General features: G+C 65.7%; 16 protein-coding genes. 12 read left to right on the plus strand and 4 right to left on the minus strand.

Annotated features, from left to right (window positions below):
- Positions 1–101: 101 nt before the first annotated feature.
- On the plus strand, positions 102–560 hold the full coding sequence (locus JI743_RS09460; RefSeq protein ID WP_201928067.1) for a VOC family protein: 459 nt from the start codon (positions 102–104) through the stop codon (positions 558–560).
- Here the strand turns inward: JI743_RS09460 and JI743_RS09465 are convergent.
- Positions 557–1,657, minus strand: a complete 1,101-nt coding sequence (locus tag JI743_RS09465; RefSeq protein WP_236659849.1) for a DUF481 domain-containing protein — start codon at positions 1,655–1,657, stop codon at positions 557–559. The genes JI743_RS09460 and JI743_RS09465 overlap by 4 nt on opposite strands.
- Before the next feature lie 122 nt (positions 1,658–1,779).
- On the opposite strand from JI743_RS09465, the gene JI743_RS09470 reads away from it, so the two are divergent.
- The gene (locus tag JI743_RS09470) at positions 1,780–2,055 is read left to right on the plus strand and encodes a hypothetical protein (RefSeq protein WP_201928068.1); all 276 of its coding nucleotides are present in this window, start codon (positions 1,780–1,782) and stop codon (positions 2,053–2,055) included.
- A 6-nt stretch (positions 2,056–2,061) separates the two neighbouring features.
- On the opposite strand, the gene JI743_RS09475 is transcribed toward JI743_RS09470, so the two are convergent.
- The 3 genes from JI743_RS09475 to JI743_RS09485 all read right to left on the minus strand — a co-directional run bounded on the left by JI743_RS09475 (position 2,062) and on the right by JI743_RS09485 (position 5,010).
- Positions 2,062–3,189, minus strand: coding sequence for an MBL fold metallo-hydrolase (locus tag JI743_RS09475; RefSeq protein ID WP_201928069.1), 1,128 nt, complete (start codon positions 3,187–3,189; stop codon positions 2,062–2,064).
- A gap of 3 nt (positions 3,190–3,192) precedes the next feature.
- On the minus strand, positions 3,193–3,855 hold the full coding sequence (locus JI743_RS09480; RefSeq protein ID WP_227340221.1) for a cell cycle transcriptional regulator TrcR: 663 nt from the start codon (positions 3,853–3,855) through the stop codon (positions 3,193–3,195).
- 153 nt (positions 3,856–4,008) lie between these two features.
- Positions 4,009–5,010 (minus strand): NAD(P)H-quinone oxidoreductase, encoded by a 1,002-nt coding sequence (locus JI743_RS09485; protein WP_201928070.1) that lies wholly within the window; start codon positions 5,008–5,010, stop codon positions 4,009–4,011.
- A 99-nt stretch (positions 5,011–5,109) separates the two neighbouring features.
- On the opposite strand from JI743_RS09485, the gene JI743_RS09490 reads away from it, so the two are divergent.
- The 10 genes from JI743_RS09490 (at position 5,110) to argJ (ending at position 21,143) form a co-directional block, all read left to right on the plus strand.
- Positions 5,110–5,307 carry a DUF1192 domain-containing protein gene (locus tag JI743_RS09490; RefSeq protein WP_201928071.1) on the plus strand — a complete coding sequence of 66 codons (198 nt, stop codon included), beginning with the start codon at positions 5,110–5,112 and terminating at the stop codon, positions 5,305–5,307.
- Positions 5,308–5,871: 564 nt separating this feature from the next.
- On the plus strand, positions 5,872–8,211 hold the full coding sequence (clpA, locus tag JI743_RS09495) for an ATP-dependent Clp protease ATP-binding subunit ClpA (protein ID WP_201928072.1): 2,340 nt from the start codon (positions 5,872–5,874) through the stop codon (positions 8,209–8,211).
- Between the two features lie 185 nt (positions 8,212–8,396).
- The gene (gene map, locus JI743_RS09500; RefSeq protein ID WP_201928073.1) at positions 8,397–9,236 is read left to right on the plus strand and encodes a type I methionyl aminopeptidase; all 840 of its coding nucleotides are present in this window, start codon (positions 8,397–8,399) and stop codon (positions 9,234–9,236) included.
- Between the two features lie 208 nt (positions 9,237–9,444).
- Positions 9,445–11,625 (plus strand): PQQ-dependent dehydrogenase, methanol/ethanol family, encoded by a 2,181-nt coding sequence (locus tag JI743_RS09505; protein ID WP_201928074.1) that lies wholly within the window; start codon positions 9,445–9,447, stop codon positions 11,623–11,625.
- 271 nt (positions 11,626–11,896) lie between these two features.
- The gene (locus JI743_RS09510; RefSeq protein ID WP_011540464.1) at positions 11,897–12,235 is read left to right on the plus strand and encodes a P-II family nitrogen regulator; all 339 of its coding nucleotides are present in this window, start codon (positions 11,897–11,899) and stop codon (positions 12,233–12,235) included.
- Positions 12,236–12,341: 106 nt separating this feature from the next.
- A complete protein-coding gene (gene glnA / locus JI743_RS09515; RefSeq protein WP_201928075.1) occupies positions 12,342–13,754 on the plus strand; it encodes a type I glutamate--ammonia ligase in 1,413 nt (470 codons plus the stop codon).
- A gap of 129 nt (positions 13,755–13,883) precedes the next feature.
- Positions 13,884–16,673, plus strand: coding sequence for a DUF3857 domain-containing protein (locus JI743_RS09520; RefSeq protein WP_201928076.1), 2,790 nt, complete (start codon positions 13,884–13,886; stop codon positions 16,671–16,673).
- Between the two features lie 180 nt (positions 16,674–16,853).
- Entirely contained in the window at positions 16,854–18,179 is a 1,326-nt protein-coding gene (locus tag JI743_RS09525) for a M20/M25/M40 family metallo-hydrolase (RefSeq protein ID WP_201928077.1), read from the plus strand.
- Positions 18,180–18,311: 132 nt separating this feature from the next.
- Positions 18,312–19,745, plus strand: coding sequence for an aldehyde dehydrogenase family protein (locus tag JI743_RS09530; RefSeq protein WP_201928078.1), 1,434 nt, complete (start codon positions 18,312–18,314; stop codon positions 19,743–19,745).
- Positions 19,746–19,916: 171 nt separating this feature from the next.
- The gene (gene argJ, locus JI743_RS09535; protein WP_438870684.1) at positions 19,917–21,143 is read left to right on the plus strand and encodes a bifunctional glutamate N-acetyltransferase/amino-acid acetyltransferase ArgJ; all 1,227 of its coding nucleotides are present in this window, start codon (positions 19,917–19,919) and stop codon (positions 21,141–21,143) included.
- The last annotated feature ends 12 nt before the right edge of the window (positions 21,144–21,155 follow it).

Below are 21,155 nucleotides of genomic sequence, written 5' to 3' on the forward strand. Positions count from 1 at the left end.
GAACACTCCCTGCAACATAAGCACAGCAGGGGACACCGCATGGATTTCCGCCAGTTCGACCGCTTGAACCGCCGCGAGCTGATTCGCGGCGCCGCGATGAAATGACCGGCGACCTCAACGGCGTCGCGCATGTCATCCTTACGGCGGGCGATTTTGCGCGGTCGACGGCCTTCTGGCGCGAACTGATCGTCTATCTCGACCTCAAGATCGTCCTCGACAGCGACGCGATGCTCTATGGCGTCGGCGGGCGCACGGCGATCGGTATCCGCACCGGCAGCCCCGACAATGCCGGGAAGCGCTTCGACCAGGGCGCGCCCGGGCTGCACCATGTCTGCTTCCGGATGCGCGACCGCGACGCCATCGACCGGCTCCACGCTTTCCTGAAGCCGCGCACCGACATCGCCCTTGTCCATGCACCGCAGGAGGAGCCATGGGCGCCGGGCTATTATTCGATCCTGTTCGAGGACCCCGACGGCATCCGCATCGAGTTCAATCATGTCCCCGGCGCGGGGCTGCTCGTCGAAGGGCGCGAAATCGGCGGCGCCGAAATTTTCGACTAGAAGCCGTACACGAGGGTGAAGCGCGTCTGGGTGTCGAGCTTTTCGACCCCCGGCGGCGGGTTGCTGTCGACCTCGGCCGCATAGGTCATGCGGGCCGACAGCGCGCCGTTGATCTTGGCATTGAGCGCGGTTTGCGACGCGGCGGTCACGTTGCGCTCGCTGACAGTCGTCGAGGCAACTTGCGTCAGCTTGACCGTCGGGGACATTTGCCAGCCGAAATCGAGCCCGCCAAGACCGGTGAGCTCGCTCTCGTCCTGCCCGCGTCCCGGCCGATAGACGGTCTCGCGCCATGCCGGGCCGGCCTTGACGCTGAGCGACAGATCCTTGTCGTCGAACAATTTGTAGCCGAGCCCTGCCGACGTGTTCCAGCGTGCGGTGAAGCCGAGCTTGAAATCGCGTTCCCAACGCCCGAGCCCGAAGACGAAAGCGCGTTCGCCGAGCCGGACCTGCGGTTCATATTCGACAAGATAGCGTTCGGTCGATTTGCGGCCGTTGGTGCGTTGATAGTCGGTGCGTGCGAGAAAGCGCTGGTCCCAGTTGAGACCCTGCCGCTTGAGCGCGACCCCCAGATTGATCCCGGCGGCGTCGGTGTTGCCGCTGCTGAACATTGCGCCAATCTGGCCCTCGCCCTTCCAGTTCTGCCAGAATTTCGCGTTGGCGAGTTTCGTGCGTGCCGCCGCTGCCGCCGCCGCCTTTTCGCGCTCGCGGCGCGCGCGATAGTCGGCGAGCAATTGGTCGATCTCGGCCGCGTCTTCCGGGCTCGCCGCCTTGGCCAGCTTGCCGACCGTTTCGACGTCGCGGTCCTTGCCGCTGGCGATCGCCGCATCGAGAAGGACGCGCGTCGGCTTGGGCGGCGGAGGCGCGGGCTCGACCGGCACGATTTCGTTCGCGGAGAAACCGGCCAGCAGGGCGTCGATCTCGGCGACATGATCGGGATTGGTCGTCCGCGCAATCGCCGCAACGGTGTCGACCTTGTCCGCATCGCCTGTCGCAATCGCCGCCTCGATCATCGCGCGCACCGGATCGGCAAGCTGCGCCTGCGCGGGGCTTGCAAACAGGGCGAGTCCAAGCGCGGCGAGACGGGGAGAGACTTTCATCGCTTTGCCTTTCGTGGGGGAGGTCGGTTCAGCGTTCGTTTCATCGGCAAGCCATTGCGGCGGCGCGCATATAGGCACAACGGGGCTGGCAATTCCACCCCGCCTATCCCATGTGCAAACCTATGCTAATCGCGATGATCGCCATATTCTGCGCCGGTGTCGGCAATTTCGCGATGCACCGCGCGTTCATGGAAAGCGACGACCCGCTGGTCCAGCAGATGGTGAAGCCGCTCGCCGACCGCGTCGGGCCACACGCCACCTATGTGTTCGAGTTCCTGCTGCTCGTCGGGGCGCTGGCGATCGCGACGCGCAACTGGTTCACCGGCCTGCTGCTCTATGGGCTTTATACGATCTTCAACGCGCTCGCCTTCAGCTGGATCATGCACCGCGGCGAATGAACCGCATCACGCGACGCCGTGATACCACCAGACGCCGTCGCGATCGTCGCAGCGCACCCGCCCCTCCACCTCGAGCCGCTTCAGATGCGCGAGCGCCTCGCCCGTCGCGAGCCCCTGATTATGGCTGCCTATCGGGCGGTTGAAGAGCAGGGGAAAGGTATCGACCGCGCGCATCGGCTGCCGGGCGATCGCCTCGGCCAGATTGTAGAGCCGCATCCGGTGCTCGTCGCGCAATGCGGTCAAACGGACGTGCAGCCCGCGGAACGGCTCGCCATGCGCGGGGCAGACGATCACGTCGGACGGAATGGTCGCGATCAGCTTGTCGATCGACGCGAGCCATTCGCCAAGCGGGTCCGCATCCGGCTCGGTGTGATTGACCGACACGTTCGAACTGATGCGCGGGAGCACCTGGTCGCCCGAGATCAGCACGCCCTCGCGCTCGTTCCACAGGCACGCATGTTCGGGGCTGTGCCCCGACCCGGTGACGACCCGCCACCGGTGCGCGCCCATGTCGAGCTGGTCGCCGTCCTTGATCCGCACATAGGAACGCGGCAGCGCGAAGATCATCCGCTGGAACATGTTCCAGCCGCGCGCGCGCTGCGCCTCGATCGCCTCCTCGTCCCAGCCCGCGGCGCGCGATTTTTCGAGCACCTCCTCAGGCACCGTCTCGCTCGCGTCGGCGACGATCATCCGCGCGGTGAGCATCTCGCCGCGCGTCATCCACAGCTTGACGTCCTGCTTCTTCGCGATCCAGCCCGCGAGGCCGATATGGTCGGGGTGGAGGTGCGTACCGATGACGCGCGTGATCCGTTTGCCTTTGAGCGCGCCCGCGTAAAGCGCCTTCCACGCGTCCGAACAGAGCGTCATGCAGATGCCGGTGTCGACGACGGCGACGCCGTCATGGTCGTCGAGCAGCCAGCTGTTGATATGGCCGAGCGAGCCCGGCATCGGGATGCGCGCCCAGCTGACGCCGTCGGCGATGCGGATCGTCTCGCCCGCGCCGGGCGCGGCTTCGCCCCACGGGTAGGTCAGGCCCGCACGGCTCGTCGCGGTAAAGCTGTCGTCCTGCGTCAGCGAGGCGTCGGGCGAGCCGCTGGCCGCCGGGATGTCGTCCTCGTTGCCGCGATCCGGCACGCGTCAGGCTTCGCCGTTGGTTTCGGCTTCCTCGGCGGCATGCGCTTCGGCTGCCGCCGCGCGTTCGGCACGCAGTTCTTCGAGGAGCGCCTCGCGGTCGCCCTCGAAACGGCTGTCCTCGGGCGCCTTGATTCCCGCCTTCTTCGCCGCCTTGGCAACAAGCGCGTCGAGCTCGCGCTGCGAGCAGAGGCCGAGCGTTACGGGATCCTTGGGAACGATGTTCGCGCTGTTCCAGTGGCTGCGCTCGCGGATCGCGTTGATCGTGTTGCGCGTCGTGCCGATCAGCTTGCCGATCGCGCCGTCGGACACTTCGGGATGGTTCTTGAGAATCCACGCGATGCCGTCGGGCTTGTCCTGCCGCTTGCTGACCGGCGTGTAGCGCGGCCCGCGCGTGCGGCGGATCGTATCCTGCGACTGGACGCTCATCTTGAGCTTGTAATCGGGGTCCTTCTGACCCTTTTCGATTTCTTCCATCGACAGCTCGTGCGCGCGCACCGGATCGCGGCCGGTATATTTGGTCGCGGCGGTCTCGTCGGCGATCGCCTGCACTTCCAGAATGTGGATGCCGCAATATTCGGCGATCTGGGCAAAGGTGAGGCCGGTATTGTCGACCAGCCAGGCGGCGGTCGCGTGCGGCATCAGCGGGGTAGGATTGGCGGCAGCCATGACACAAACTCCAAGCGGAAATAATAAGGGCCGCCCCTCGCGGGGCGGCCGGACATTGGGGGCGGCTATATGCCGGATTGGCAAATGGAGCAAGAGCGGGGATTGCGGGCCGGGTTTTTGGGGACCGTTGGATGAACGACCGTCCGAATCCCCTCACCCCACCGTCAGCACGATCTTTCCGACATGCGCGCCCGCCTGCATCCGCGCGTGGGCGGCGCTGGCTTCGGCGAGCGCGAAGCTTTGGTCCATCGCGGGCTTCCACTCGCCAGCCGACAGTCGCGGCCACAGCGTTCCGTGAATCTCATCGGCGAGCGCGGCCTTGAAATCGGCGCTGCGCGCGCGGAGCGTCGATCCGGTGAGCGTCAGGCGGCGGCGCATCAGCTGCGTGATGTCGACCTCTGCCTTCGCGCCGCGCTGGAAGGCGATCGACACATGGCGCCCGTCGTCGGCAAGGCATTCGAGGTTGCGCGGCAGATAATCGCCGCCGACCATGTCGAGCACGACGTCGACGCCCGCGCCGCCGGTGAACGCCTTGACCGCCTCGACGAAATCCTCGGACGAATAATCGATCGCAAGGTCGGCGCCGAGCGCGCGCGCGGCGTCGCATTTTTCGGCGCTGCCGCAGGTCACGATCACGCGCACGTCGAACAGCCTGCACAGCCCGATCGCGGTCGTGCCGATGCCGCTCGTCCCGCCGTGGACGAGCGCAGTCTCGCCATCCTTGACCCAGCCGCGCTCGAACAGATTGTGCCACACGGTGAACACCGTCTCGGGCAATGCCGCCGCCTCGGCCATCGAAAAGCCTTTGGGAACGGGCAAGCAGCTTCCGACCGGCGCGAGGCAATATTCGGCATAGCCGCCGCCCGCGACGAGCGCGCACACCGACTGGCCGAGCCATTCGGGATCGCCGCCCGGCCCGACCGCGGCAACCACGCCCGCGACTTCCAGCCCCGGCAGGTCCGACGCCCCCGGCGGCGGCGGATAAAAGCCCATGCGTTGCAGAACGTCGGGACGATTCACCCCCGCCGCCGCGACACGGATCAGAAGCTCGCCCGGACCGGGCTGCGGCACCGGCCGCTCTTCGGCCACAAGCACCTCGGGTCCGCCGGGCGCGCTTATCGCGACCGCGGTCATGCGTTCGGGCAGGCTGGTCAAGCTAGGTCCCCCATATGTTCGCGAAATCCCACTCGCGCCGCCTTATTGACAGCCGCACGGCGCGGGTCAACAGTTGCGCGCAATCAGGGAGCTTTTGCGATGGACGACGACGATCTTCCCCGCCGCCGCGACGACGTGCTCGCCGCGCTGACCAGGCAATCGCTCGACCCGCTGTCGGTCGAGGAGCTGGATGAGCGCGTCGCGGTGCTCGAGAGCGAGATCGCCCGAGTCAAGGCGCACAAGGCCGCCGCGACCAGCCACAAGGCGATCGCCGAAGCGCTGTTTCGGAAGGGTTAGAACGCCGTCCCATTTCCGTTCGCATAGCGCGAAGTCGAAATGCCCCTCGGCGTGGAGCAAGGTCGATGGGTGTCTCGACTTCGCGCGATGCGAACGGAAAAGAGGGATGGTCCGGAAACGACCTAAAGGCGTAATCTCGGTTCGTCGTCACCCCGGGGCTTGACCCGGGGTCCATGACTTCAGCGCGGCCGTGGATCCCGGATCAGGTCCGGGATGACGAGGGTCTGGTAGCGACCGGTTGAGGACATTCGATCCTCCCTGTGCCGCAGCCATGGGGAGGTGGCAGCCCGAAGGGCTGACGGAGGGGCTGATGGCGCAACGTCGCGGCCCCTCCACCCCTCGCTTCGCGAGCGGTCCCCCTCCCCATGGCTGCGCCACAGGGAGGATTTAGCAGCGGATACCCACCCCAAAAATCTCAACGCGCCGTTAACCATAGCGCAATGCTGTCATCGTAATTTCACACAGCCGACCGCTTTTCCCTTGCGGTGGGGCGGCGGTGTCGCCACCTTGTGGTCTAGAGGGGGCCGCCTCTCCCCGGCATGGTCCCTGCAAGGAGAATGACCCATGCCGTCCTTTTCGGAATCCCTCGAAAAGACTTTGCACAATGCGCTGAAGGCCGCGTCCGAGCGCCATCATGAATATGCGACGCTCGAACATCTGCTCTCGGCGCTGGTCGACGACGACCATGCCGCGGAGGTGATGCGCGCATGCGGCGTCGCGCTCGACGATCTGCAGGCGGCGGTGATCCATTATCTCGACACCGAACTCGACAGTCTGAAGGTCGAGGGGCACAGCGACCCTTCGCCCACCAGCGGATTCCAGCGCGTCGTCCAGCGCGCGATCCTGCACGTCCAGTCGTCGGGCAAGGACGAAGTGACGGGCGCAAACGTGCTCGTCGCGCTGTTTTCGGAGCGCGAAAGCTACGCCGTCTATTTCCTGCAGCAGCAGGACCTGACGCGGCTCGATGCCGTTTCCTACCTCAGCCACGGCGTCGGCAAGGGCGGCAAGCCCTCGCCCACCGCCGAGCCCGAGGAGAAGGAAGAGACGAAGGACAAGGACGCAGCCAAGAACAAGAAGGAAACCGCGCTCGACCAGTTCACCGTCAACCTCAATGAAAAGGCGAAGGGCGGCAAGGTCGACCCGCTGATCGGCCGCAGCGCCGAGGTCGACCGGACGATCCAGATCCTTTGCCGCCGCAGCAAGAACAACCCGCTTTACGTCGGCGACCCCGGCGTCGGGAAAACGGCGATCGCCGAGGGACTTGCGCGCAAGATCGTCGAGGGCGACGTTCCCGAGGTGCTGCTGGAAGCGGTCATCTACTCGCTCGACATGGGCGCGCTGCTCGCCGGTACGCGCTATCGCGGCGATTTCGAGGAGCGGCTGAAGCAGGTCGTCTCCGAACTCGAAGGCATGCCGCACGCGATCCTGTTCATCGACGAGATCCACACCGTCATCGGCGCGGGCGCGACGAGCGGCGGCGCAATGGACGCGTCGAACCTGCTCAAGCCCGCGCTTTCGGGCGGCGTCATCCGCTGCATCGGGTCGACGACGTACAAGGAGTTCCGCAACCATTTCGAAAAGGACCGCGCATTGCTGCGCCGGTTCCAGAAGATCGACGTGATCGAGCCGAGCATCGAGGATACGAAGAAAATCCTCGCGGGCCTCCGCGACGCGTTCGAGAGCCATCACAATGTGAAATACACCGCCGACGCGATCGTCGCGGCGGTCGAGCTGTCGTCGCGCTACATCAACGATCGCAAGCTCCCCGACAAGGCGATCGACGTGATCGACGAGGTCGGCGCGATGCAGATGCTCGTCCCCCCGTCGAAGCGCCGCAAGACGATTACCGCAAAGGAGATCGAAGCGGTGATCGCGACGATGGCGCGCATCCCGCCGAAATCGGTGTCGAGCGACGACAAGAAGGTCCTCGAAACGCTCGAAACCGACCTCAAGCGCGTCGTGTTCGGCCAGAACACCGCGATCGAGGTGCTGTCGTCGGCGATCAAGCTCAGCCGCGCGGGGCTGCGCGATCCCGAAAAGCCGATCGGCAATTATCTGTTCAGCGGCCCGACCGGCGTCGGCAAGACCGAGGTCGCAAAGCAGCTCGCGTCGATCATGGGCATCCCGCTCCAGCGCTTCGACATGAGCGAATATATGGAGCGCCATTCGGTGAGCCGCCTGATCGGCGCGCCTCCGGGCTATGTCGGCTATGACCAGGGCGGGCTCCTGACCGATGCGATCGACCAGAATCCGCATTGCGTGCTGCTGCTCGACGAAATCGAAAAGGCCCATCCCGACCTGTTCAACATCCTGCTGCAGGTGATGGATAATGGCCGGCTGACCGACCACCACGGCAAGACGGTCGATTTCCGCAACGTCATCCTGATCATGACGACCAATGCGGGCGCGAGCGACATGGCGCGCGAGTCGATCGGCTTTGGCAATGCGACGCGCGAGGACGCGCAGGAAGAGGCGGTGAAGAAAATGTTCACCCCCGAATTCCGCAACCGCCTCGATGCGATCGTGCCTTTCGGCTATCTGCCGCCCGAGGTGGTCGCGCGCGTCGTCGACAAGTTCATCCTCGAGCTCGAACTCCAGCTCGCCGACCGCAATGTCCATATCCAGCTCGACGACGCCGCGCGCGAATGGCTGACCGCCAAGGGCTATGACAAGCTCTATGGCGCGCGCCCGATGGGCCGGTTGATCCAGGAAAAGATCAAGCAGCCGCTCGCCGAGGAACTATTGTTCGGCAAGCTCGTCCACGGCGGCGAGGTCAAGGTGAAGATGAAGACCGGCGAGGACGCCAAGGTCGGCAATCCGTTGGCCTTCGAAATCACCCCCACCCCGCCCAAGGGCGCGAAGGGCAAGGCGAAGGCCGACAAGGCAAAGAAGGCGGCGGAGTAGACTAACTAAAGCCCTCTCCTTCAGGGGAGGGCAGCGAGACTTGCCAGCTTGCTGGCTTTAGTCGCAGCGGGTGGGGGCCATCGGCCTTGCGCAACCTCGACAGCCCCCACCCCAACCCCTCCCCTGAAGGGGAGGGGCTTAGCCAGCCCCTCGCATTCCGGCGCCACTTCGCCTATATCACCCCCATGTACGACTATGTTTCCGTGACCACCGCCGATGCCGGCGCCCCCACCCCCGTGCGCGACGGCACCATCAAGCTGCACGATGCGGCGGGATTTGCCGGGATGCGCAAGGCGGGGCGGCTGTCGGCCGAGATCCTCGACGCGCTTGTCCCCTTCATCCAGCCGGGCGTGACGACCGCGGCGATCGACGACAAGGTGCGCGCGATGATGCTCGCGGGCGGCGGCATCCCCGCGACGCTCGGCTATCGCGGTTTCACGCACAGCTGCTGCACCAGCATCAACCATGTCGTGTGCCACGGCATCCCCGACGACAAGCCGCTGCGCGAGGGCGACATCGTCAACGTCGATGTGACGAGCATCGTCGATGGCTGGCACGGCGACACGAGCCGCATGTATCTGGTCGGCGACGTGCCGATCAAGGCGCGGCGGCTGGTCGAGGTCACCCATGAATGCCTGATGCTCGGCATCGAGCAGGCGAAGCCCGGCAACCGCATGGGCGACGTCGCCCATGCGATCCAGAGCCACGCCGAAAAGCACCGCTATTCGGTGGTGCGCGATTTCTGCGGCCACGGGCTCGGCCAGATGTTCCACGATGCGCCCGAGGTCGTCCACGCCGGGCGCCCCGGCACCGGACCCGAGCTGCGTCCCGGCATGTTCTTCACCATCGAACCGATGATCAACACCGGCAAATATGCGGTGAAGATGCTCGCCGACGGCTGGACCGCAGTGACCCGCGACCGCTCGCTGTCGGCGCAGTTCGAGCACAGCATCGGCATCACCGAGGACGGCTGCGAGATTTTCACCGCCAGCCCGAAAGGGCTGAACGCGCCGCCTTGGCAGTAAGCGAGACGACGGTTTCCCGTTCGTCATCCCGGACCTGATCCGGGATCCATTGCTTCAAGCGCCGCGCTGGCCCTCGTGGACCCCGGATCAGGTCCGGGGCGACGATGCACCATTCTCGCCCCCGAAAAATTCGCCCTTGAACCCCTCGCGCTTAGCGCGCAGACTTGACGTGAACGTCAAGCACAAGACGGCGAGCGGGAGAGACGCGATGGCGATACGGCGCATTACAGCCTCATTCATTGCAGGCGCGGCCCTGCTGCTCGCGGCGTGCAACAAGGAAGAGGACAAGCCTGCGCCGCCCGCGCTCGATCCCGCCGAAGCCGCGACCGAAGCGCTGCTCAAGACCGGCGGCAATGGCGACGACTGGGCCGCCATCGGCTATGGCTATGACGAACGCCGCTTCAGCCCGCTCACCGACATCGACGACAGCAATGTCGGCACTCTCGGCATTGCCTGGTACGCCGACCTCGAGGATGCACGCGGGCAGGAGGCGACGCCGGTCGTCGTCGACGGCACGCTTTATGTCAGCCACGCCTGGTCAAAGGTCAGCGCATGGGACGCCGCGACGGGCAGGAAGCTCTGGTCCTACGATCCCGAAGTGGCGGGCGAGACCGCGGTCAACGCCTGCTGCGACGTCGTCAACCGCGGCGTCGCGCTGTGGGGCGACAAGCTGTTCGTCGCCGCGCTCGACGGACGGCTGATCGCGCTCGACCGCAAGACGGGAACGCCGATCTGGTCGACGCAGACCACCGACAAGCGGCGGCCCTATACGATCACCGGCGCACCGCGCGTCGCGAACGACATGGTGCTGATCGGCAATGGCGGCGCCGAGTTCGGGGTGCGCGGCTATGTCACCGCCTATGACGCCGATACCGGCAAGCAACGCTGGCGCTTCTACACGACCCCCAATCCCGATCGCCGCGCCGACAATGTCGCGAGCGACGAGATATTCGCGGCCAGGGCCAATGCGACCTGGTCCGACAAGGGCGAATGGAAGGAATCGGGCGGCGGCGGCACCGTGTGGGACGCCATCGTCTATGACAAGGATCTCGACCAGGTCTATATCGGCGTCGGCAATGGCAATCCATGGAACCATGGCACGCGCTCGAATGGCGAGGGCGACAATTGGTTCCTCTCGTCGATCGTCGCGCTCGATGCCAAGACCGGCGTCTATAAATGGCACTATCAGGAAACCCCGGCCGAAACGTGGGACTATACCGCGACGCAGCCGATCATCCTTGCCGAGCAGGAGGTCGACGGCACGCCGACCAAGGTGCTGTACCACGCACCCAAGAACGGCTTTTTCTTCACCATCGACCGCACCACGGGCAAGGTGGTCGACGCCAAGCCTTTCGTCGACGGGATCAACTGGGCCACAGGTTATGACCTGACGACCGGGCGACCCAACGAGAATCCCGCCGCGCGCTTTTACAAGACGGGCGAGCCCTTCATCGCGATCCCCGGTGCGCTCGGCGCGCATAATTGGCACCCGATGAGCTATAATCCGGCGACGGGCCTCGTTTACATTCCCGCGCAGCAGATTCCGCAAGGCTATCTCGCCGACATGAACGAACTCGACCGGCGGAAAGTGCTCGGCTTCAATGTCGGAAGCTCGCTCACCGGCACGATGATGCCCGACGACGAGGCGGCGTTCCGCGCCGCTATCGCCGCGACGACGGGCCGCCTCGTCGCCTTCGACCCGCGCACCGGCAAGGTCGCGTGGGGCGTCGACTATCCCGCCGCGTGGAACGGCGGCACGATGACGACCGCCGGCAATCTGGTCTTTCAGGGGACGAGCACCGGGCGGTTCCGCGCCTATGCCGCCGATACGGGCAAGCAATTGCTCGACCTCGACATGCAGTCGGGGATCGTCGCCGCGCCGTCGACCTTTCGCGTCGGCGGCACGCAATATGTTGCCTTCATGACGAGCAAGGGCGGCGCCTTTCCGCTCGTCGCAGGCGTCGCGGGCGGCGTGACGCGCAAGGTTCCCAACATCCCGCGGCTCGTCGTGCTCAAGCTCGGTGGCGAGGTCGAATTGCCGCCGCTGCCCGAAACGGCGACGCTCGCATGGAACCCGCCGCCGCAGTTCGGCACCGCGCAGCAGGTGGCGACGGGCAAGGCGCTTTATGGCCGCTATTGCCTCGTCTGTCACGGCGACAGCGCGATCGGCAACGGCTTCACCCCCGATCTGCGCGTCTCGGGAACGCTCGTCGATGCCGACGCGTGGAAGTCGGTCGTGATCGACGGCGCGCTCAAGGATCGCGGCATGGTGAGCTTTGCCAATGTGCTCAAGCCCGACGAGGCCGATGCAATTCGCGCCTATGTCATCGACCGGTCGATCTGGACGAAGCGGACCTTGCCCGAAGCTTCGGCACCCGTCGGGCGGTGATGCGCAAATCCTCCCTGTCGCGCAGCGATGGGGAGGAGTGCGGTGCTTCTTTTTTAGGCACGGGATCAACCCGATTGCTCACCCCTTGGGCAACGGCGCAATTTCATGTCGAAATTCTTACCGAAAGCTTGCGATTCGCCAATTGGCACGGCTCTTGATTGGTGCAAGATGGCGGCACACCGCACCGACTCGACGGAGACACCGGATCAGGCGCGCCTGGTTCGGCCATGACCGCGAAGTGCGATGGCCAGCCCAAAGGGGGAAGAAGAGCGTGAAGAAGATTGAGGCGATCATCAAGCCGTTCAAACTCGACGAGGTGAAGGAGGCGCTGCACGAAGTTGGCGTCAGCGGCATCACCGTCACCGAGGCAAAGGGCTTCGGGCGCCAGAAGGGGCATACCGAACTGTATCGCGGCGCCGAATATGTCGTCGATTTCCTGCCCAAGGTGAAGCTGGAGGTCATCGTCGAGGACGGCATGGCCGAACGCGTCGTCGAGGCGATCGCCGCCGCCGCGCAGACCGGCCGCATCGGCGACGGCAAGATTTTCGTCATCCCCGTCGAAACCGCGCTGCGTATCCGTACCGGCGAACGCAACGAGGACGCGCTCTGAGATATGGTCGTGACGGACCTCCGCCTTCGCGGGGACACGCGGTCATAACGAATTTCAACCAGAACCCCGGCAGCGCCGGTCATCATCGCAAGAAGGAAGCTTAATCATGGCTACGAAGCCCAAGGACATCATTGCGCGGATCAAGGAAAACGACATCGAGTGGGTCGACCTGCGATTCACCGACCCCAAGGGCAAGTGGCAGCATCTGACGATGTGCGCCGGCGTAATCGACGAGGATGCGCTCGAGGACGGGCTGATGTTCGACGGGTCGTCGATCGCGGGCTGGAAGGCGATCAACGAAAGCGACATGATCCTGAAGCCCGACCTCGACGCGGTCTATGACGATCCCTTCTCGGCGACCCCGATGCTTGTCATCTTCTGCGACATCGTCGAGCCGTCGACCGGCGAAGGCTATGCCCGCGACCCGCGCACGACGGCGAAGCGCGCCGAAGCCTATCTCGGCTCGACCGGCATCGGCGACACCGTCTATGTCGGCCCCGAAGCCGAATTCTTCATGTTCGACGATGTGAAGTTCGAAAGCGGCTACAACAAGTCGGGCTTCGAGATCGACGACATCGAGCTGCCGACGAACACCGGCCGCAGCTATGAGGGCGGCAACCTCGGCCACCGCCCGCGCGCCAAGGGCGGCTATTTCCCCGTCGCGCCGGTCGACAGCGCCGTCGACATCCGCGCCGAGATGGTCTCGACGATGCTCGAACTCGGCCTGCCGTGCGACAAGCATCACCATGAAGTCGCGGCGGCGCAGCACGAGCTGGGCCTGACCTTCGGCACGCTCACCGAAACCGCCGACCGCATGCAGATCTACAAATATGTCGTGCACCAGGTCGCGCATGCCTATGGCAAGTCGGCAACCTTCATGCCCAAGCCGATCAAGGACGACAATGGCAGCGGCATGCACACGCACATTTCGATCTGGGAAAAGGGCAAGCCGCTGTTTGCCGGCAACGGCTATGCCGGGCTTTCGGACATGTGCCTCTATTTCATCGGCGGCGTGATCAAGCACGCCAAGGCGCTCAACGCCTTCACCAACCCGACGACGAACAGCTACAAGCGCCTCGTCCCCGGTTTCGAAGCGCCGGTGCTGCTCGCTTATTCGAGCCGCAACCGTTCGGCCTCGTGCCGCATCCCCTATGGCGCGGGCGCCAAGGCGAAGCGCGTCGAGTTCCGCTTCCCCGACGCGATGGCGAACCCCTATCTCGCCTACGCCGCGCTTCTGATGGCGGGCCTCGACGGCATCCAGAACAAGATCCACCCCGGCGACGCGATGGACAAGAACCTCTATGACCTGCCGCCCGAGGAACTGTCGGAAGTCCCGACCGTCTGCGGATCGCTGCGCGAAGCGCTCGACAGCCTCGCCGCCGACTATGACTTCCTGCTGAAGGGCGACGTGTTCACCAAGGACCAGATCGACGCCTATATCGAACTCAAGTGGGACGAAGTTTACACCTTCGAACAGACGCCGAGCCCGGTCGAGTTCGACATGTATTACAGCGCCTGATCGCCCTGCGATCAGCCGCGTAAGAGAGCGTCCGGTTCGGGGGAACCGGACGCTCCATTTTTTGAACCAAAAGAGTTTTGTAACGGACGCGAACCAAGTTAGACGACCCGAAAGAGGGGAGTTCCGACATTGCGTTCAATTGCCGTCCTGCTGGCCGCTTCGGCTCTGGCGCCGTGCGCGCCCGCTTTTGCCGCCGACACCCCGACCTATGGCAGCCCCGCCGACTGGGTGGTCCCGACGACCGCACCGCTGGCGATCGGCGATGCGTCGACGCCATGGGTGCTGGGCGACCAGCAGCTGCTGATCGAAGCCGACAAAAGATCGACCTTCACCGACAATGCCTTTTACATCGCCTCGGCCGACTCGCTGCGCAACTGGAACGATCTGCAGTTCGTCTGGCACCCCGACCGCGACGACCTCATCGTCCACAGAATCGAGATCATCCGCGACGGCGCGACGATCGACCTGCTCGGCCAGGGGATGAAGCTTGCCGTGCTGCGGCGCGAGAAGGATTATGAGCAAAAGACGATCGACGGTCTGCTGACGGCAACCGCGTCGATCGAGGATCTCCGCGTCGGCGACACGGTGCGCTTTTCGGTGACGACCGTCGAGCGCAGCGATGTGCTTGCGGGCAATGGCGAGGCGATCGTCGACGTTCAGGCAAGGCCCGCCACCATCGCGCAGGGGACCGTTCGCGTGCTGTGGCCGACGGCGCTTCCGGTCAAATGGAAAGCCTTCGGGAAAGGCGTAACGCCCGAGATCAAGGACAAGGGCGGCTTTCGCATCCTGTCGCTGACCCAGCCTGTCGTGAAGCAGGACGAACTCCCCACCGACACGCCGCTCCGTTTCCGCCGCCCGCCCGGACTCGAGTTTTCGACCTTTCCCGGCTGGGCCGATTTGTCGCGCACGATGGCACCGCTCTATGCAACGAGCGGGACGATCGCCGATGGCGGCACGCTCGCCGCAGCGGTCGACCGCATTGCAAGCGCCAGCACCGACCCGAAGCTGCGCGCCGCGCAGGCGCTTGCTCTGGTCCAGAACGAGATACGCTATCTCTACAACGGCCTCGCCAACGGCAATTATGTCCCGCAAACGCCCGAACAGACGTGGACGCTGCGCTATGGCGACTGCAAGGCCAAGACGTTGTTGCTGCTCGCTGTACTCGACCGGCTCGGGATCGAGGCGGTGCCGACGCTGGTCCATTCGAGCTTCGGCGACGCGCTTCCCGACAGGCTGCCGACGCTCGCCGCGTTCGACCATGTCGTCGTGCAGGCGCGCATCGACGGGACAGACTATTGGCTCGACGGCACGACGGCGGGAACACATATCGAAGACCTGGCCGACGTTCCCCCGTTCGGCCACGCGCTGCCGCTGACGACGGACGGGCACACTCTCGCAGCGCTGCCCGTGCGCGAGCCGGCGCGACCCCATATCCAGATAGCGATCGACTACGACCAATCGGCGGGAAGCGCCTTTCCGCCGCTGTTCGACATCGATTTTACGGTGCGCGGCGAACTGGCGGCGCGGATTGCGACCATGAAGGCGCAAGCGACGCCCGATCAGTTGCGCGATGCCGCGCAGGCGGCGCTCGGGAATCTGATCAACAATGGCCAGATTCACAGCCGGACGATCGAGGTCGACGAAGCGAACGGAACGACGACCGTCCGGGCCTCGGGGATCGGCAATCTTATCTGGCGCCGCGACGAACCGCGTCCCTATGTAACGCTCGACGGCCTCGTGCAGGACTTTGACGTTCGCGCCGACCGCGCGCGCGCCGCCTGGCGCGACATCCCCGTCGCAGGCGGCCCCTCGAGTCTGATCGTTCGCAAGATCAGCCTGAAACTGCCCGACCGTGCCGGCTATTCGACCGAGGGCGACGCGCAAGCCAATCTGTCGATTGCGGGCATAGCGCTGCGCCGCGACGCCCGGCTCGACGGAGCGCGTCTCGAACAGCGCGAAACCATCTGGAGCAGCGGTGTCGAGGTTGCAGCCGCCGACCTCCCGGCGGCGCGCGCGCAGGTCGCGGCCGCCAAGCAGCGCCTGTTCCGCCTGCGCGCGCCCGAAGGCGCGCCGACCCGCGTCGCCGAGATTGCGGAAGCCAAGAAGGCGGGGCGCCTTGCCCCGCTCCTCGCCGCTTACCAAAAGGCGATCGACGACGATCCCGACGAAGCCAATGGCTATCTCAACCGCGCAGCGTTTTACGCCGGAATCTTCGAACCGCGCGCCGCCATTGCCGATGTCGACGAGGCGTTGAAGCGCGAAGCCGACGCCGACACCTTCCTCCGCCGCGCCGGACTCTACAATGCGATCGGCGACCACAAACGCGCCCTCGCCGACGTCGACGAGGCGTTGCAACTCGACCCCGGCTCGGAAAGCGCGCTCGCTTTCAAGATCGAAACACTCACCGACGCGGGCCGCATCGACGAAGCCCTGGCGCTCGCCGACGAACAGATTGCGACCGCGAAGGACAGGCGCGGCTGGGTCACGCTCAAGGCCGAAGCGCTCGGCAAGGCGGGCCGCGCCGACGAAGGCACGGCGTTGCTCGACGAGGCGCTGGTCGAACGTCCGGGCGACCCCGGGCTGCTCAACAATCTCTGCTGGCTGAAGGGCACGCGCTCGGTCGCGCTCGAATCGGCGCTCAAGGATTGCACGCGGGCGATCGAGCTGACCGACAGCCCGGCGGCGGTGCTCGATAGCCGCGCGCTCGTTTTCTATCGCCTCGGCCGGCTCGAGGAGGCGCGCGCCGACCTCGACGCTGCGCTCAAGCTCCACCCCGACGTCCCGGCGACTTTATTCATGCGCGGGATCGTGCGCCTGCGCGAAAACGACCGCGAAGGGGCGCAGGGCGACCTCGCACTGGCGCGAATGCAATCGGCGCGGATCGACAGCATCTATGCCGGATATGGCATCAAACCGTGACGGGACGGGCGATTACGCTTTCCTGACGCGCTCGGATCACCGCCTTTTTCCGGGCCCCGGAGGCTTGACAGGGCGTCATGCGATGATGGCCGGAGCAGGACGCCCACACCTCGACCGGCTGACGGGTTGCCGCTCGGCGCGGCAGGCGGCACAAGGGCCGACTTCAAGGAGTCGCCCGATATGAGATTTGTGTCGTTTGTCGCGCTTGCCGCATTGCAGCTGATTGCCTCCGCGCCCGCACAGGCGGAACTGAATGGTGCCGAAGCCGCTATGGCGCGCACCGTTGCCGCGGAACAGGAGCGTTCGATCGCGCTGCTCGAAAAGCTCGTCAACCAGAACAGCGGCTCGCTGAACCTCGAAGGCGTCGAAAAGGTCGGCGCGATGATGCGCGCCGAGCTGGAGCCGCTGGGCTTCACCGTCGAATGGAAGCCGATGCGCGAAACCGGCCGCGCGGGGCATCTGATCGCGACGCACAAGGGGCGCCCCGATACCAAGCGGCTGCTCCTCATCGCGCACCTCGACACGGTGTTCGAGCCCGATTCGCCCTTCCAGCGCTTCGAGCGCATGGGTGACAAGGCGAAGGGGCCCGGGGTCGGCGACGACAAGGGCGGGATGGTCGTCGTCGTCGCCGCGCTGCGCGCGATGCACAAGGCGGGGACGCTGAAAGACGCCAATATCGAATTTCACATGACCGGCGACGAGGAGGATACGGGCGACCCGCAATCGATCGCGCGCGCCGACCTGCTTGCAGCGGGAAAGCGCGCCGATGTCGCGCTGGGGTTCGAGGGGCTCATCCGAGACGGTCCGGGCGATTCGGGGGGTGCGGACATGAGTTCGATCGCGCGGCGCAGTTCGGAAAGCTGGCAGGTCACGGCGACCGGAAAGACCGGCCATAGTTCGGGCATCTTCAGCGCCGATGCCGGCGACGGAGCGATCTACGAACTCGCGCGCATCATCCACCGTTTCCGCACCGAGCTGCCCGAGCCGAACCTGACCTTCAACGTCGGGCTGGTCGCGGGCGGCGAGCAGGTGACGCTCGACGAAGGCAAGATCCGCGCGAGCGCGAACGGCAAGACGAACATCATCGCGGCGACCGCCATCGCGCGCGGCGACCTGCGCACGCTGTCGGCCGAACAGGCCGAACGGGTGAAGGCCAGGATGGCGGCGATCGTCGCCGACCATGCGCTGGGCACCTCGGCCACGCTCGCGTTCGACCCCGGCGGCTATCCGGCGATGGCGCCGACCGACGGCAATCGCGCGCTGCTGGCGCGGCTCAATGCGGTCAACCGCGACCTCGGCCTTCCCGAAATGGCGCCGCTCGATCCGTTGAAGCGCGGCGCCGCCGACATCAGCTTCGTCGCGCCGATGGTCGACAGCCTCGCCGGACTCGGCGCCTATTCGACCGGCGATCACGGGCCCGAGGAAACGGTCGACCTGCCGAGCATCGAACGGCAGGCGGTCCGCGCCGCCATATTGATGTCGCGGCTCGCTGCCGAAAAGCGGTAGCGCGCCCTGTTTCCCGCTTCGCCACCCCGGACTTGACCCGGGGTGACGATAAAGGCGCGACGAACTTGATTCATCCGCTACAGTGATTAGGTAGCAATCCGAGACGGATTCACCGCCGATGGGAGACAGGACATGAGCACCGAAACGCACCTCAAGCAGAATTACATCGGCGGACGCTGGGTCGATTCGAAGGGCGGCAAGCCGCACGACGTCATCAACCCCGCGACCGAAGAGCCCGCGTCGACCATCATCCTCGGCACCGCCGCCGACGTCGATGACGCGGTGGCCGCCGCGCGCGAAGCGTTCAAAAGCTGGTCGCAATCAACGCGCGAGGACCGCCTCGCGCTACTCGGCCGCATCGTCGAGGAATATAAGAAGCGCGTTCCCGACCTCGCCAAATCGATGGCAGCCGAAATGGGCGCACCGGTGAGCTTTGCGAGCACCGCACAGGTCGGCGCAGGCATCGGCGGCTTCCTCGGGACGATCGAGGCTCTCAAGAATTTTGAGTTCACCGAACAACATGGCGCGAACAAGGTCGTGTACGAACCGATTGGCGTCGTCGGGATGATCACCCCGTGGAACTGGCCGCTCAACCAGATCGCGCTCAAGGTCGCCCCCGCGCTCGCGGGCGGCAACACGATGGTCCTGAAACCGTCGGAGGAATGCCCCGGCAATGCCACAATCTTTGCCGAAATCCTTGATGCCGCGGGCGTGCCGCCGGGCGTGTTCAACCTCGTCCAGGGCGACGGGCCGACCGTCGGCAACGCGATTTCGGCGCACCCGGGCATCGAAATGGTGAGCTTCACCGGATCGACGCGCGCGGGCATCCTTGTCGCCAAGGCGGCGGCCGACACGGTCAAGCGCGTCCATCAGGAACTCGGCGGAAAATCGCCGAACATCGTCCTGCCCGACGCGGATCTGGAAACCGTGCTGCCGCCCACGGTCCAGGGCGTGCTCGTCAACACGGGACAAAGCTGCATCGCGCCGACGCGCATCCTCGTCCACAAGGAGCGCGAGGCCGAAGCGGTCGGCGTGATCAAGGCGATGTTCGACGGAACGCAGGTCGGCGACCCGATGAGCGAAGGCGGCCACATCGGCCCCGTCGTCAACAAGGCGCAGTTCGACAAGATTCAGGGCCTTATCCAGTCGGCGATCGACGAAGGCGCAAAGCTCGAGACAGGCGGCACCGGCCTGCCGTCGAACGTCAACCGCGGCTATTATATCAAGCCCACCGTCTTTTCGGGCGTGACCCCGAACATGCGTATCGCAAAGGAAGAAGTGTTCGGCCCTGTCGCGACGTTGATGGCCTATGACGACCTTGACCAGGCGGTCGAGATTGCCAACGACACCGAATATGGACTGTCGGCCGTCGTTTCGGGCGACCCCGCCAAGGCCGCCGAAATCGCGCCCAGGTTGCGCGCGGGCATGGTCGCGGTGAACAGCTGGGGGCCGGGGCCGGGCGCGCCGTTCGGCGGCTACAAGGCGTCGGGCAACGGCCGCGAGGGCGGCATTTTCGGCCTCAAGGACTTCATGGAGGTCAAGGCCATCAGCGGCGTTCCGGCCTGATAGCTCCACGCCCTCCCCTTCAGGGGAGGGCAGCGAGACTTGGCAGCTTGCTGCCTAGTCGCAGCAGGTGGGGGTCAGCAGCCCGGCGCCACGCCGCGAACCCCCACCCCAACCCCTCCCCTGAAGGGGAGGGGCTTTATGTTTTTCCAAGGCGCAGCTATGCGCCCACCCATGCACAGCCGCTCTCCGCTCGCCCCCGCCGCCTTCCCCGCCCTGCCCGAAATCGCGGGCGTAACGCGCCGCGTCGCGCGGGCGCGCTACAAGGAATGGGACCGCTGCGACCTCAGCTATGTCGAACTCGCACCGGGCACGACCGTCGCGGGGGTGTTCACGCGCAATGTCTGCTGCTCGTCCGAGGTCGAACTCGGGCGCGAACAGGTGCAGGGCGGCAGCGCGCGCGCGCTGGTCGTCAACGCGGGAAACAGCAACGCCTTCACCGGCTATCGCGGGCGCGAGGCGGTCGAGGCGATCATGGCGCAGGTCGCCGAGCATCTGGGATGCAGCGCGCGCGAGGTTTTCGTGAGCTCGACCGGCGTCATCGGCGTGCCGCTGCCCAGGGACAAGGCGCGCGCGGGCGTCGAGGCCGCGCTGACCGCCGAACCCTGCTCGTGGGAGGCGCTCGCCGAAACGATCGGCACCACCGACACCTTTGCCAAGGGCGCGGCGTCGAGTGCGGTCGTCGGCGACCGCACGGTGCAGGTTGCGGGCGTCGTCAAGGGTTCGGGCATGATCGCGCCCGACATGGCGACGATGCTCGGCTATATCTTCACCGACGCCGCAGTCGCACCGGCACTGCTGCAGGACATGCTCGCGCGTGCGACGGGGGCGACCTTCAACAGCATCACCGTCGACAGCGACACGTCGACGAGCGACACGGTGCTCCTCTTCGCGACCGGGAAAGCGGACAATCCGGAACTGCAATCGTGGGACGATGCCGGCGCCGATGCGCTGTACGCCGCCATCCATGCGGTCGCGCGCGAGCTTGCCCATCTCGTCGTGCGCGACGGCGAAGGCGCATCGAAATTCATCGAGGTGCAGGTGACGGGCGCGGTGAGCGACGACAGCGCCCGGCGCGTCGCGCTCGCCATCGCCAACTCGCCGCTCGTCAAGACGGCGATTGCGGGCGAGGACGCCAATTGGGGCCGCGTCGTGATGGCGGTGGGCAAGGCGGGCGAACCCGCCGACCGCGACCGGCTCGCGATCCGCTTCGGCGATCATTGGGTCGCAAAGGACGGGCTGCCCGTCGACGGCTATGACGAGGCGCCGGTCGCCGCGCATCTCAAAGGCCAGGACATCCGCGTCGGCGCCGACCTCGGCCTTGGCGAGGGCCGCGCTACGGTATGGACGTGCGATCTGACACACGGTTATATCAGCATCAACGCCGATTACCGGAGCTGAAGATTCTCTTCG

The sequence above is a fragment of the Sphingopyxis jiangsuensis genome, from assembly GCF_016734905.1.
GTDB classification, from domain to species: Bacteria; Pseudomonadota; Alphaproteobacteria; order Sphingomonadales; family Sphingomonadaceae; genus Sphingopyxis; species Sphingopyxis jiangsuensis.

Coding starts and splice junctions, on each gene's coding strand:
- JI743_RS09460 (WP_201928067.1), top strand. CDS start 102: ATGACCGGCGACCTCAACGGCGTCGCGCATGTCATCCTTACGGCGGGC.
- JI743_RS09465 (WP_236659849.1), bottom strand. CDS start 1,657: ATGAAAGTCTCTCCCCGTCTCGCCGCGCTTGGACTCGCCCTGTTTGCA.
- JI743_RS09470 (WP_201928068.1), top strand. CDS start 1,780: ATGCTAATCGCGATGATCGCCATATTCTGCGCCGGTGTCGGCAATTTC.
- JI743_RS09480 (WP_227340221.1), bottom strand. CDS start 3,855: ATGGCTGCCGCCAATCCTACCCCGCTGATGCCGCACGCGACCGCCGCC.
- JI743_RS09490 (WP_201928071.1), top strand. CDS start 5,110: ATGGACGACGACGATCTTCCCCGCCGCCGCGACGACGTGCTCGCCGCG.
- clpA (WP_201928072.1), top strand. CDS start 5,872: ATGCCGTCCTTTTCGGAATCCCTCGAAAAGACTTTGCACAATGCGCTG.
- map (WP_201928073.1), top strand. CDS start 8,397: ATGTACGACTATGTTTCCGTGACCACCGCCGATGCCGGCGCCCCCACC.
- JI743_RS09505 (WP_201928074.1), top strand. CDS start 9,445: ATGGCGATACGGCGCATTACAGCCTCATTCATTGCAGGCGCGGCCCTG.
- glnA (WP_201928075.1), top strand. CDS start 12,342: ATGGCTACGAAGCCCAAGGACATCATTGCGCGGATCAAGGAAAACGAC.
- JI743_RS09525 (WP_201928077.1), top strand. CDS start 16,854: ATGAGATTTGTGTCGTTTGTCGCGCTTGCCGCATTGCAGCTGATTGCC.
- JI743_RS09530 (WP_201928078.1), top strand. CDS start 18,312: ATGAGCACCGAAACGCACCTCAAGCAGAATTACATCGGCGGACGCTGG.
- argJ (WP_438870684.1), top strand. CDS start 19,917: ATGCACAGCCGCTCTCCGCTCGCCCCCGCCGCCTTCCCCGCCCTGCCC.